At 28.4% G+C, this 14,273-nt stretch carries 11 protein-coding genes and 2 pseudogenes; 8 read left to right on the forward strand and 5 right to left on the reverse strand.

The features are described from left to right. Window positions 1-33 precede the first annotated feature (33 nt). The gene (locus GCU34_RS06100) at window positions 34-909 is read left to right on the forward strand and encodes a glycosyltransferase family 2 protein (protein WP_072784746.1); all 876 of its coding nucleotides are present in this window, start codon (window positions 34-36) and stop codon (window positions 907-909) included. Here the strand turns inward: GCU34_RS06100 and GCU34_RS06105 are convergent. Genes GCU34_RS06105 through GCU34_RS06120 form a run of 4 tightly spaced genes read right to left on the reverse strand, consistent with a single transcriptional unit; the run spans window position 904 to window position 5,445 of the window. Then, the gene (locus GCU34_RS06105) at window positions 904-2,331 is read right to left on the reverse strand and encodes an oligosaccharide flippase family protein (protein WP_072784747.1); all 1,428 of its coding nucleotides are present in this window, start codon (window positions 2,329-2,331) and stop codon (window positions 904-906) included. The two genes, GCU34_RS06100 and GCU34_RS06105, sit on opposite strands and share 6 nt — an antisense overlap. Then, on the reverse strand, window positions 2,328-3,332 hold the full coding sequence (locus GCU34_RS06110; RefSeq protein ID WP_072784749.1) for a glycosyltransferase family 2 protein: 1,005 nt from the start codon (window positions 3,330-3,332) through the stop codon (window positions 2,328-2,330). The genes GCU34_RS06105 and GCU34_RS06110 overlap by 4 nt, the downstream gene beginning before the upstream one ends. Further along, window positions 3,320-4,468 carry a DegT/DnrJ/EryC1/StrS family aminotransferase gene (locus GCU34_RS06115; RefSeq protein ID WP_072784751.1) on the reverse strand — a complete coding sequence of 383 codons (1,149 nt, stop codon included), beginning with the start codon at window positions 4,466-4,468 and terminating at the stop codon, window positions 3,320-3,322. Before GCU34_RS06115 ends, GCU34_RS06110 begins: the two co-directional genes overlap by 13 nt. After that, window positions 4,465-5,445 (reverse strand): GNAT family N-acetyltransferase, encoded by a 981-nt coding sequence (locus tag GCU34_RS06120; RefSeq protein ID WP_072784752.1) that lies wholly within the window; start codon window positions 5,443-5,445, stop codon window positions 4,465-4,467. Before GCU34_RS06120 ends, GCU34_RS06115 begins: the two co-directional genes overlap by 4 nt. A gap of 106 nt (window positions 5,446-5,551) precedes the next feature. On the opposite strand from GCU34_RS06120, the gene GCU34_RS06125 reads away from it, so the two are divergent. Further along, window positions 5,552-7,366: a T9SS type B sorting domain-containing protein gene (locus GCU34_RS06125; RefSeq protein ID WP_072784754.1), complete on the forward strand. Its 1,815-nt coding sequence runs from the start codon at window positions 5,552-5,554 to the stop codon at window positions 7,364-7,366. On the opposite strand, the gene GCU34_RS06130 is transcribed toward GCU34_RS06125, so the two are convergent. Further along, on the reverse strand, window positions 7,367-8,086 hold the full coding sequence (locus GCU34_RS06130) for an RDD family protein (protein WP_072785109.1): 720 nt from the start codon (window positions 8,084-8,086) through the stop codon (window positions 7,367-7,369). A 24-nt stretch (window positions 8,087-8,110) separates the two neighbouring features. Between GCU34_RS06130 and GCU34_RS06135 the strand changes: the two genes are divergently transcribed. From GCU34_RS06135 to GCU34_RS06160, 6 genes and pseudogenes are all read left to right on the forward strand, one after another. Next, window positions 8,111-9,088: a stage II sporulation protein M gene (locus GCU34_RS06135; RefSeq protein ID WP_072784756.1), complete on the forward strand. Its 978-nt coding sequence runs from the start codon at window positions 8,111-8,113 to the stop codon at window positions 9,086-9,088. Beyond that, the gene (locus GCU34_RS06140) at window positions 9,072-10,013 is read left to right on the forward strand and encodes a hypothetical protein (RefSeq protein WP_072784758.1); all 942 of its coding nucleotides are present in this window, start codon (window positions 9,072-9,074) and stop codon (window positions 10,011-10,013) included. Before GCU34_RS06135 ends, GCU34_RS06140 begins: the two co-directional genes overlap by 17 nt. Continuing rightward, entirely contained in the window at window positions 10,003-10,704 is a 702-nt protein-coding gene (locus tag GCU34_RS06145; protein ID WP_072784760.1) for a DUF4129 domain-containing protein, read from the forward strand. Before GCU34_RS06140 ends, GCU34_RS06145 begins: the two co-directional genes overlap by 11 nt. 3 nt (window positions 10,705-10,707) lie before the next feature. Beyond that, window positions 10,708-11,898, forward strand: coding sequence for a DUF4350 domain-containing protein (locus tag GCU34_RS06150; protein ID WP_072784762.1), 1,191 nt, complete (start codon window positions 10,708-10,710; stop codon window positions 11,896-11,898). Next, a pseudogene (locus GCU34_RS06155) lies at window positions 11,898-12,904 on the forward strand (AAA family ATPase). The gene GCU34_RS06150 and the pseudogene GCU34_RS06155 overlap by 1 nt, the downstream one beginning before the upstream one ends. Before the next feature lie 14 nt (window positions 12,905-12,918). Beyond that, window positions 12,919-14,252 (forward strand): annotated as a pseudogene (locus GCU34_RS06160) (DUF58 domain-containing protein). Window positions 14,253-14,273: the final 21 nt, after the last annotated feature.

Below are 14,273 nucleotides of genomic sequence, written 5' to 3' on the forward strand. Positions count from 1 at the left end.
TAGCAACAAATATAACAACTCTGTTTGTACTTTATGCAACACTCTCCTTTAGTATCTGTTATTTGTTTATGTTATAACCACGAAAAATATGTAGAAGAATCTTTAGAGTCGGTTATAAATCAGTCATATACAAATATCGAACTTATAATTATAGATGATTGCAGCACTGATAATTCAAAAAAAGTAATTGAAAAATGGTTGTTAAAACATCCAACTATAACATTTATTTCTAATAACCGAAATTTAGGTAATACCACTTCTTTTAACAAAGCTGTCAAATTTTCAAAAGGTGAATACATTATTGATTTAGCTACCGATGATATTTTATTAAAAGATTGTGTAGCAACTCAAATTGAAACTTTTAAAAATTCAACGTATAAAAATTTAGGAATTGTTTATGGAAACGTTTCTATAATTGATGAAAACAACAACTTCATAACTAATTATTATACGGAAGAAGATTTTCCGCAAAGTGGCGATATTTATAAAATGGTAATTAGTAGAAGCGCAAAGATTTGTTCGGTAAGTTCTATGGTGAAAAAAAAGGTTTTTGATACGATAGGGTTTTACAATGAAAAATTGGCTTATGAAGATTTAGACATTTGGGTAAAAGCTTCTCGTATTTTTGATTTTGAATATATACCAAAAATTTTAGTTCAAAAAAGAGAAACTAAAACCAACTTAACTAGTCATTTTTATAAAAAATTAAACCGAAAAACTAGAAAACTAAATAATTCGAGTTATTTAATTTTAAAAAACGCTTTTAAGCTGAATAAAACCAAACAAGAACATAAAGCTTTACTCAAAAGAATTAATTATTTATCTGGTGTTACTTTTCGAAATTTGAATTTTGATATTACATTAAAACTTCAACTTCTAAAATTGAAAACATTTTTTAAAAGTTTATAAACGCTTTTTTAGCTGAACATAAGAATAAAGTAAAGAAAATAACAAAGTTGTAATTAAAATAGGATTATAAACCGAAAAGCTTTTAAAGTAAATTCCTATAATTCCCATAATACTAATTGCTAACGAAACAAAAATTACTTTTAAAGTATTGGCTCTAAATTTGAATCCATAAGTTGTGGAAACACCCCAATATGTATAAACGCTAGAAATTAAAAACATTAAAGTAATTGAAATTCCCAAACCGAAAAGATCTAAATAATGATATAATATTATAGAAAATAGAATATTTAACGCATCACCTAAAATATTTTGTTTAAAATACATTTTCTTGTTTCCTTTCGCTAAAGCAATATAACCTATTGACCACGCAATCCCTTTTAAGACAACTGACAACAGTCCAATATGTAAAATTTCTAAAACAGGTAAAAAGTCTTTAGTATATAAAATTGGAATTAAAATTGGAGCTAAGATATATAATATCAAAACTGCAGGAACTATAATAAAAAGTGCTGTTTCGGTTTGATCATTAACCAAATTATTAAAGCTTTTCTTATCAGACTCAAAGTTTGTTAATCTCGGATAAAAATCTTTAGACATCGCTACAAAAACAAGCCCTAAATAACTAACTAAAAACGTATTACTGACTTGATAAATCCCTAAAATTTCATTGGACTCACGATTTAAAAACCATCGGATTCCATAATAACATAATTGTCCAAAAATCCCATTTATTGAAAGTAACAAACCTAAAACAATAACAGGTTTTAATTCAGTAAAAAACACTTTATATGGAATTTTTTCTTGTAAAACTTTTATATTTCTAGTAAAATACAAACTCAACAAAAAACCAATAAAAGCTGTAGCTATAAATGAAGGAATAATACCTTTTTCATAGAAAAAATAATATAAACCAACTGTTATTACTGCAGAAAAAACAGCTAAAACAATTTGATAAATAACTACGCTTTTTATTTTTCGTTTTCCTGTTAAAACTGCAAGTCGAATAGACGAAATTGATGAAAATAAAAAATAAAAACTTAAAGCTAAAAACCACTGCCAATAATTTGATGTATTAAAAACAGCCTGACTTAATTGTTTTGCAAAAACAGTACAAATTATTAAACCTGCTAGTCCTGAAATCCAAGCCCATTTATACAAAATTTGCAACAACCTTTGCTCTTTTTCGCTTTCATTTAAAACTGCAACTTCCCTTACACTGCTTTGAGTAACTCCTAAACTAATAATACTTTGTTTTAAATTTAAGATGTTTTCAATATATCCAACAGTACCAACACCAGCAACGCCTATAAAGATAGCCGCAACTTTATTTACTATTACTCGTAATAGCATAGCTATTACTTTTGACACACCAAAAAGTCCAGTACTTTTAAAAATGGTTCTATGAAAACTTTGTTGGCTCATTCTGTTTTACAACCTAACTTTATATATTGATTTTTGAAATTAAAATGCCATTTTTTCCATTCAGAAGTTAGATTTCCAGTTTTGTCAGCGTTATTTAATATTTGTTCAATTTCAGTTTCTAAAATGTCTTTTGGTAAACTCAAAGCAACATCAAATTTATTATTAAACCAAGCTTCATTTAAAAATTTGTTGACTTCAAAAATATCAAGATTTATTCCTTCATATTTTTTATGAGTTAAAGTTGCCGCAGTTGAAAATCCGGTTTGAAAATACTCTTTTTTTGAATGTGCAATTTTACTATTTGAATTTGATTTTAAATATTCTAACGCATTTTGAATTTGCAAACCTTCATTAACTTTTCCGTTGTTTTTTTTCCAAAGTGAAACAAAATAATCTTTTTTAAAAATAGAGCCTGCAACCGAATAAATGTGATAATAGGCTAAATTTCTTTCTGTTGTGTATAAACCTAAAAACTTCATTAAATCGTTAAATCTAAAACCATAGGTTTTAAATATTTTTTTGTACAAAAACGGATTTGAAGTAAATAATTTAGGCTTTATAATATTATAAAGTGTTCTACTTTCAATAATATTTGAAGAAGTTAATTTAGAATTTCCTAACCAAAAAAGCTTCAAGAAAACTAAATTATCTTTAATTGTTTCTTTTTCTAATACTACCAAGTCTAAATCTTCTGTAAACCAAAAATCATCTTCAATTAACAAAAAATAATTACTTAATTTTTCTGCCGATTTAACCCAAAAATCTATTGGAATTTCTCCGTTATAACTTTCGGTTAAATTAGAACTCTTCTTATCGTATAAATCTGATTTAATAATTTCAACTTGAGGATATTTTTCTTGAATTTTGTCTAAATATTGCTGTGGAGTTCCATCATCTAACACAACAATTCTTTCAAATGAATTTTTAGCATGTTTTTCAATACTAAACAAACATCTATCGAGATAATATGGACGATTAAACGATTTAATTAAGATGTCCATCCGTTCAAAACTTTAATAATTTTTGAAACCTCATCATCAGTCAAAACTCCATTTAATGGCAAACTTAACACTTCATTGTGAATTTTCTCAGTTATGGGAAAAGACAAATGATTCCAATCTTTCATTGCTCTTTGCTTATGAGGCGGAATTGGATAATGAATCATAGTTTCAATTCCTTTCGAACTTAAATAACTTTTTAATTCGTCTCTATTTTCTGTTCGAATAACAAATAAATGAAATACATGATTATGAGTTCCGTCCCAAAATGGTAAAACAATTTTTGGATTGTTTATTTCGTTTAAAAAGCGTTTTGCTATATTTCTTCTTGTGTTGTTTTCTTTTATTAAAAACGGAAGTTTTATATTTAAAAATGCGGCTTGTAATTCATCTAATCTTGAATTTACACCTTGCAATTCATTATAATATTTCTTTTCAGAACCATAATTTCTAAGCTTTTTAATGGTTTCTGCTAATTGCAAATCATTTGTAACTACTGCACCACCATCGCCTAAACAACCTAAATTTTTTCCAGGATAAAAGCTAAACGCTTGAGTTCTCGAATCCGCTCGAACTGACAATTCATTAGTTGAAAGATTTTTATCTGTAAACTGTGACTGCGACTGAAAACTATAACTAGCTCCATGAGCTTGAGCAGCATCTTCCACTATTAATAAATTGTGTTTGAGAGCAATTTCAATTATTATATCCATTTCACAAATTTGTCCGTACAAATGAACTGGTAAAATTGCCTTAGTATTAGAAGTTATTTTAGCTTCAATTAAATCGGGATTGATGTTATAAGTTTCTAATTTTGGTTCAACTAAAACAGGAATTAAATCGGCTTGTAAAACCGCTAAAATAGAAGCGATATAAGTATTTGCTGGAACAATAACCTCATCTCCTTTTTGAAGATATCCTAATTCGATGTAAGCTTTAAATATTAAAACTAAAGCATCAAGTCCGTTACCAACACCAACACAATATTTTGAATTGCAAAAACTTGCAAAATCAGCTTCGAATTGTTGTACTTCATTACCCAAAATATACCAACCTTTATCTAAAAATTGCTGAAATTTTAATTGAAAGTCGGTCTCAAATGGCTTATTAATTTTATGTAAATCGAGAAACTTTATCATATAAAAACCGAATTTAATTTCTCAAAACTTTTCGTTTCAAATTGGTAAAAACTTTGCACAATTGTTCTGGCTCCAAAACTTTCTTTCCAATAAGACAGCCCTTCGTTAATGTTTTTACCTTCATTTTCATTTGAAATACCAAAATCAAAATATTTTTTAACGGCAAAAACCTCTGTTATTAAAAAATCATGGAGAATATCTAAACTTCCTAGTTTATTCTTTTCACTGTTTCCTGAAATATATTGAGAATGTGCAACATTTTTTGTCTCAAAAATAGTTGTCCCTGCTACAATTTTTGAATCCTTATAAACATTAAACTGGCGAATGTTTTTTGGAAATTTATTCTTCAATTGGGTAATTTCTTGTAGGCTATGAACTGGTTTAGTTTGATGTTTCTGCAATAAATTAGAAATTAAAATTTGGTTCCAAAATTCTTCAAAACTCTCAACTTCTTTTATTAATAAATCATTTTTAATTCCTTTTTTTATGGCTTGTTTTCTATCTGTCGAATAGTTTTTTTTATACTCTAAATTTATAACTGATAACGAATCTCGTCTCTTCAATTTTGCTTCACATAAAAAAGCTAAATATTCTAACTCATCTGCGGGAGAATCATTATAAATTGAAGGGAGAACTTTAACGTCTAGATTTTCAATTCCATTCAGTTTTAAAAATGATAGAATTTCTCTAAAAATTGAAATCGCTTCTACAAGTTTCGTTTTTTGAGTTAAAACTAATCCACCATAAGTTAATCCTTGATGTGAATAAACATTATTTTCTACTCTATTTGCAGGTAAAATTGCACATACATTTTCTTTATCATCAAAAATTAATAGGGAATAATCTTCAAAACGATTACTGTGATATTCCATAAAATCGCGATGAAACAAAAAGGTAGCATTTTTAGATTGGGAAACAAATTTGTTCCAAATAGTATAGTGTAGGGAAGAATATTTTACTACAGTATATTTTTTCAAATGAGTAGAATTAATGCCGCAAATTACTAATAATAAACTGAGTAGTAAAACGAAAATCTTAAAATATTATTTTATTTACTATCTTGGTACTGACAATTATTGCATTATGCGAAAAAAAATTAACCTACTCATTTACTTTTTCTGCTTATTTACATTCCAAATTATAATTGGGCAAGATGTAACTTTATTTTCGCAATGGAATGGTAGATATGATTTTACATTTGTAGGAAACACATTGAATCCATCAGAAAATACAAGTTACTCGCCATCTTTTCTCTACCGCACATCCTCTTCCACTTTAACATTACAACCAAATGACAATGTTGTTGCAGCTTATTTATATTGGGCAGGAATGGGAACTGGAGATATCGATATAAAATTAAATAATGTTGATTTTACTGCTGATATTTTATACAATACGGTAGGAACTGCTGATAGTCTAAATTATTTCAGTGCATATAAAGACATTACCGCTTTCGTTCAAACTACAGGAAATGGAACTTATACTTTATCCGAATTGGACTTAAATTATTTAATTCCTCAATATTGGCATAATGGAACCCATTTTGCTGGTTGGTCTATTTTAGTAATTTATGAAAATCCAAGTTTAACGCTAAATCAAATTAATATTTATCAAGGTTTAGAAACCTTATCTCCCAATCGTCCATTAGGAATTTTAGATTCAAAAACGATTGATTTAAACAATCTCTATTTGATTAGTAATACAGGAGCCAAAATAGGTTTTGTGGCTTGGGAAGGTGATCGCGGTATTCAACATTTAGAAAGTCTAAAGTTTAGTGCAAATGGTATTACTAATACTTTAAGTAATAGTTTGAATCCTTCTTATAATGCTTTTAATGGCACTAATACAGAAACGAACTCATCTGTTTTATACAATATGGATTTAGACGTCTATTCCATTGAAAACTATATTGTTCCAGGCACAGCTTCAGCATCGGTTTCGCTTGAATCGGGTCAAGATTATGTAATGTTAAATACAATTATTACTAAATTAAATAGTCAATTACCTGATGCTACAATTGAAATAAACAATTATACTACAAGCTGTAATTCTGGTAACATTTTAGTAGATTATACAGTGTTTAATGTAAATAGTACTGAAGTTTTACCCGCCAATACACAAATTGGATTCTACATTGACAATCAACTCATAACTACGGCTTCTACAGTAAACGAAATTCCTATTGGAGGTAATGAATCTGGTAGTATTTTAATTAATTTACCTGCTTCAACTACTGAAATTTTCGATTTAATTGCAATAGTAGATTATAATTTAGCTGTAACTGAAATAAATGAAACTAACAATAGTAGTACTTTTGAAATCATGCAGTGGCTTTCGCCAAATGTAAATTCTCTTGAAAATTTATTAAGTTGTAATCTTGGTTTTACAAGAGGAATTTTTGATTTTTCGGAATATGAACTTTTAGTCAAAACAAATGAAGCGCAAATTGTTTCTTTTCATGAAACTCAAGATGAAGCGGAACAAGACATAAATGAAATACTGAATACTAATAATTATGAAGCACAAACTACTCCTAAGGAAATTTTTGTAAGAGTAGAAAATGATTTAGGCTGCTACACTATAACTTCTTTTCAATTACTTACAGAGAACTGTCCACCAATTATTTACAACGCTGTTTCTGCTGATAATGACGGAATTAATGAAACGTTTTTTATTGAAGGATTACATGATATTTTTGTAGATTATAAACTCGAAATTTACAACCGCTGGGGAAGATTAATTTGGACTGGAAATAATTCTAAACCAGATTGGAACGGATATATTGAAGAAGGAATTGGAACTAAACTAGCTCCAGATGGTACTTATTTTTATGTATTACATTTAAACGATGAAAAATATCCTAATGCGCTAACAGGCTATTTATATTTAACGCATTAATTACATATTTTGAGTATAAAAATTGTAATCTTTTAAAAGAGTTCTAATAAAATCTTGATCGTTACCCGAAACATTTTTTATTCCTGTAACCTGAATCACTTTCTCACGAAGTTTTATTAAAGTTGCATAATCTCTCGTAGCAACAGCTGTTTCAAAGGTTTCTTTTACAATGCGCACATCGTTATCTGATAATTTTATAACCAAAGGATACGTTGGAACATAGTCATTATTTACTTCTTGCAAAATGGTATGATTAATATTGATATTATTTTTTAAAGAAATAACCGCTGTTCCTGCAGCCATATCGCCTAGTCTTTGATTGGTTTTACTAAAAATTAAAGCTAACAAACCTATAATAGCAATATTAAATTCGATAATTCTAAACATCCATCTAATTAAATAATCTACAAAAGAAGCTTGATAACCGTCAATTTTGATAACCTTTATCTTCATTAGCTTTTTACCAAATGTTTGTCCTTCCCATAAACTTTCTAAAACAAGTGAGTAAATTAAAATAGGAGAATATACCACAATTTCCACAGCCATAACTTCCCAACCGTCATTTGAAGGTAAAAAATCTAGAACTCCAGATAAGTTTATGACAAAAACATAAGCCAAACGAATTAAGGTATCGATAACTTGCGCTAAAATTCTATCACCAACAGAGGCTACTTGAAAATTTAATGTAACATTTTGGGTTGTATTGATTGCTAATTGCATCTTAATTTCTATTTTAGCAATTCCATGAGAGAAGTTGCTTTTATTAAACAAAATAAGGAAAAATGGCTTGAATTTGAACAAGCTATTTATGGCAAAACTAAAAAAAATCCTGATGATTTGGCCAGTTTATACATTCATTTAATGAATGACTTGTCGTATGCACAAACTTATTATCCAAAAAGTAAAACAACTGTTTACTTAAATCATCTTGGCTCCCAAACTTATCAAAAAATTTATAAAACGAAGAGAACTGAAACTAATCGTTTAAAATATTTTTTTAAAACCGAGGTTCCTTTATTAGTTTATCAATATCGTCGTTACATTCTATATGCTTTTATTGCCTTTACATTGCTTACTCTTATTGGTGTTGTTTCAGCACAAAACGATGAAAGTTTTGTTAGAGTAATTCTTGGCGATCAATATGTAAACTTGACATTGGAAAACATTAAAGAAGGAGATCCTGTTGCGGTTTACAAAAGTAGTAGCGATTGGGCAAGTTTTATTGGCATTACTATAAATAACCTGAAAGTTGGTACATTTTCTTATTTCTCAGGAATTTTAGTAGGAATCGGAACTTTTTATTCCATGTTTAACAATTGCATCATGTTAGGTTCGTTCCAATATTTCTTTTATCAAGAAGGTGTTTTTTGGGAAAGTGTTCGTGGCATTTGGATACATGGTTCTATGGAAATTTTTGCTATGGTTATTGAAGCTGCAGCTGGTTTTATTTTAGGAGCTAGTATACTGTTTCCTAAAACACTATCGAGAATGAATTCTTTTAAAATTGGCTTTAAAGAAAGTTTCAAAATCTTTATCAGTACGATGCCTTTTACATTTGCTGCCGGATTTTTAGAAGGTTATATAACCCGATTTTCAAAAGCAATGCCTACATTTTTGAGTGTAGCAATTATACTTATAACTTTATCAATTATAAGTTTTTATTATTTAGTTTATCCATTTATTGTTCATAAAAAATTAAAAACAAATGTTTCAACTTTATAAAAAAAGAGATTTTAGCCAATTTATTAGTGATACTATCAGCTTTTTTAAAATTGAAGGAAAAAATTATTTTAAAAGTTATTTCACTATAAATGGAGGTTTATTACTTATTCTTGTTGTTCTAATTTCTCTTTTTGTTAAAATATTTTTTGAAGGCATGTTTTCTGCAATTCAAAACAATGAAAATCCTAACTTTTTTGTAGAACAAATGTTTTCTAATTTAGGTTTGTTCATCGGATTAGGATTTCTAATGTTCTTTGCAATTATTTTGGTAAGTGTAATCAATTATACATTTCCAGTAATTTATTTAAAAATATTAGAAGAAGGAAAAACTCCTACAACTAAAGAAATTATTGACCGATTAAAATTAAAAGCAGGACGTTCCATCTTGTTTTTTATCATTTCAATTTTTGTACTGATTCCGGTTTTTATGATCTTGTTTTTCATAACTTTTTTACTCATAATGGTTATCATTGGTTTTCCATTATTATTCATTTTAATTCCAGCTGTTTCTAGTTGGATTGCGCAAAGTTATTATCACTATATAAATACTAATTCAGGTTATTTTGATGCTCTTTTTAAAGGTTATGAAATAATCGGCAAGAAGTTTTGGCCTATAATTGGTTCAACCGCAATTATGTATGTTATTGTACAAATAATATTAACGCTAATTACATTTATTCCTTATATTTTTGGATTAATGACTATGTTTACAAATCCAGATTTAAATGAAACTAATACTCAAGAAACATTTGGATTTATCATGATATTTGTAACTGTGCTAATGGCTATATCCATATTATTCAATTACACATTACAGAATTTAATATTAATTAATCAAGGTATTATTTATTACAGCATTAAAGAAGCTGACGAAAATATTTCTGTTAATAATGAAATAGAAAGCATTGGTTCAAATGAAGAATAAACGTTCAACTTTACTTCTATCGATACTAACTCCTTTTTCAGTTTTTGCTGTAAAAAGCAACGATTCTATTGTTTATTTACAACGAAAATTTGAAGAAAACTTTCAAGACAAATACAAAGGAAGCGATTTTCAATATGAAACCGTTACTAAAACTGATCTCTCGGCTTGGGAAAGATTTTGGGCTGCCGTGTGGAGAAAACTTGGCGACCTTTTTAGTTTTGCTGATACTGGCGGAGCTTTAAATGGATTAGAAATTGTTTTCAAAATAGTAGCTTTTGCCATAATTGGACTTGTTATTTATTTAATAGTTCGCATTATTCTTAAAAAAGAAGGACGATGGATTTTTGGAAAATCGGCTAAAAAAATATTGGTTACCGAAAATGTGGAAGAAAACATTCACACTATCGATTTTAATACCATTATTAAAAATGCTACATCACAAAAAGATTATCGTGTTGCGGTTCGTTATTACTATTTATGGTTACTAAAAACATTGTCTGATAAAAACATCATTGAATGGGATATCGAAAAAACAAATAGCGATTATTTAAGAGAAATTTCAAATAGCGAACTTAAGAAAGAATTTCGCTTTTTGTCTTATATCTACGAATACAGTTGGTATGGTGAGTTTGAATTAAATGAAGAAGATTTTTCAAAAGCGCAAAATGCTTTTATCAAAAACATTAAATAACGCATGTCTAGAAGTTTAAAAGTATATATCGGAATTTTAATTGTCATCTTGATTGGTATAATCATGATTGATGCCAACCGACCTAAACCTATAGATTGGACACCAACTTTTTCTATTAAAGATAAAATTCCATTTGGTTTATATGTTTTCAATAACGAATCAGATGCTTTTTTTAAACCACAAAAAGTCACTCAATTTGGCAAAAGTCCATATGAATTTTTTGATTCAAAATACAGTTATATTGATACTACTTACTCTATAAAAGGAAACTTTTTATACATCAATGGAAACTTCGACATCGATGAAGAATCTGTTGAAGAGCTTTTATATTTTGCAGAACATGGCAATAATATCTTTTTAAGTTCTAGTGACTTCCCTTCTATTTTTGCTGATACTTTACATTTTAAAATGGAATATGATAATTCTTTTACCGATTCGCTTCAAATGAATGTCGAGTTCAAACAAAAGAAAAATTCGTTCTACTTTAATAAAGGAATAAACGCATCATATTTTACTGAAATTGATAGTACTTCAAAAGTTTTAGGAACTCAAAAAAGAAGCAATGGTAAAGTTCAAAGTAATTTTATAAAAATCCCTTACGGGAAAGGAAATTTCTACCTTCATTGCCAACCTATTGCCTTTACAAATTATTATTTATTAAAAGAAAATCAGTCTTATGCTGCTGATGTTTTAAGTAATTTACCAAATGAAAATGAAGTGTTTTGGAAAATAAAACGCTACGAAAGTGACGGATTAGAACAATCACCATTACGCTTTTGGTTCAGTCAACCTGCGTTAAAATCGGCTTGGCTACTTGCTATTTATGCTTTAATTGTTTTCATGATTTTTAATGCTAAAAGAAAACAACGCGTAATTCCAATTATTACACCACTTAAAAACACCACTATCGAGTTCACCAAAACCATTGGTAACCTTTATTATCAGGAAAAAGATTATTTGAATATCATTGATAAAAAAATTATTTTCTTCCTTGAAAAAGTAAGAAACGATTATTATTTAGATACTTTTAATTTAGACGAAACGTTTTGCAAGCGATTACAACAAAAAAGTGGTAAGAATTTACAGGACATCGAAAAATTAGTTCAACTTATAAAACAATTAAGAACTCAATCTTCTGCTACCGAAACAGATGTAATTGAGTTAAACAATTTAATAGAAAAATTTTATTCGTAATGGAAAATACATTTGAACAAAACGAACAGCAAGAAAGTGTAAACTTTCAATCTAGAATAAATTTACAGCCTTTACAAGAAAGTGTAGATAAATTAAAAGACGAAATAGCAAAAGTAATTGTAGGCCAGCACGAAATGATTGACCAATTATTGGTTTCTATTTTAGCAAATGGTCATGTTTTATTAGAAGGAGTTCCTGGAGTTGCTAAAACCATAACCGCAAAATTATTAGCAAAAACTTTGGACTTAGATTTCAGTCGAATTCAATTTACTCCAGATTTAATGCCTTCAGATATCATTGGAACATCAGTTTTTGATTTATCAAAATCTACTTTCGAATTCAAAAAAGGTCCTATTTTCTCAAATTTTGTATTAATTGATGAAATAAATCGTGCGCCAGCTAAAACACAAGCTGCACTTTTTGAAGTAATGGAAGAAAGACAAATTACTGCTGATGGTACTACTTATAAATTAGAACAGCCTTTTTAGTAATTGCTACACAAAATCCTATTGAACAAGAAGGAACTTACAGATTACCTGAAGCACAATTAGACCGATTTTTATTTAAAATTAATGTTGGCTATCCAAACCTTCAGCAAGAAATTGATATTATTCAAAAAGAGAACGAATTACAAAGTCGTGATAAATTTGAAAACATTATTTCTATTATTTCTCAAAGTAACATTATTGAGTTCCAAAAACTCGTAAAACAAATCATCATAGAACCAAATTTAGTAGAATACATTGCTAAAATTGTTATAAATACTCGTGAAAATGCCTTTTTATATTTAGGTGCTTCTCCGCGTGCTTCAATTGCAATTTTGAATGCTGCTAAAGGTTTTGCTGCGTTAAAAGCACGCGATTTTGTAACGCCAGATGATATTAAACAAGCCGCAATTCCAGTTTTACAACACCGTGTAGTGGTAACTCCAGAACGCGAAATGGAAGGTATTAGTAGTACTGAAATCATCAAACAAATAGTGGATGCTGTTGAAATTCCGAGATAAAAATTAAATTATTGATGAAGAACTTTTTCAAACAATTATACCTAAACAACTTTTTCTTTTACTGCCTTATGGGAATTATCTTCTTATTCCTATTGGCATTCTTTTTCCCTATGTTTTATAGTGCAAGTTGGTATTTATTGTTTGTACTTTTAACCTTTACAGTAATTGATGTTATTTTACTTTTTAGCTCAAAAAACGCTGTAACAGGAATACGAAATACACCCGAAAAATTATCAAATGGTGATGAAAATGATGTAACCATCTATTTACAAAATAAATATTCATTTCCGGTTTGGGTAAAAGTAATTGATGAAATTCCTTTTCAGTTTCAAAAAAGAGATTTTGAAGTAAAACGAAAAGTTAATGCTAATGAAAAAGATTCTTTTAAATACTTTTTAAGACCAACAGAACGTGGGGAGTATCTTTTTGGAAAACTAAACGTTTATGCAGCTTCACCATTACGATTAATAAGCCGTCGGTTTGTATATGAAGATCAAAAAATGGTTCCTACCTACCCTTCTTATGTACAATTAAGAAAGCATGATTTAATGGCGTTTTCAAACCATTTATTTCAATACGGATTAAAAAAGATAAGAAGAATTGGTCATACTATGGAATTTGAACAAATTAAAGAATATGTTCAAGGCGACGATTTAAGAACTATTAACTGGAAAGCTACCGCTAAAAAAATCAGTTAATGGTGAAGCAATACCAAGATGAGAAATCTCAAAATGTGTATATGGTAATCGATAAAGGTCGTGTTATGAAAATGCCTTTTAACGGTTTAAGTTTATTAGATTATGCCATTAATGCTACTTTAGTTTTATCGAATGTAATCTTGAAAAAAGGCGATAAAGCCGGAATGTTTGCTTTTTCTAAGAAAGTTGAAAACAGAATTGTTGCAGAAAAACGTTTGAGTCAAATGCAACAAATCATGGAAAATTTGTACAACATAAAAACCGATTTCTTTGAAAGTGATTTTAGCCGATTGTATGTTGATGTAAAAAAACATATTAACCAACGTAGTTTAATTATTTTGTACACTAATTTTGAAACGCTCGATGGTTTACACCGACAACTTCCTTATTTAAAAGGAATTGCTAAAAGTCACTTGTTGGTAGTTGTTTTTTTCAATAATACTGAATTAAACGACCTAATCCAGAAGAAAGCTACCAATATTCAGGAAGTCTATGATAAAGTTATTGCTGAAAAGTTTGCTTTCGAAAAACGTCTTATTGTAAACGAATTAAAGAAATATGGTATTTATTCTGTTTTAACACAACCCGAAAATTTAACTTTAGATACTATCAATAAATATTTAGAAATTAAAGCAAGAGGAATTTTATAATGCTAACAAATATAAAAATCG

This window comes from Flavobacterium haoranii (assembly GCF_009363055.1).
GTDB classification, from domain to species: Bacteria; Bacteroidota; Bacteroidia; order Flavobacteriales; family Flavobacteriaceae; genus Flavobacterium; species Flavobacterium haoranii.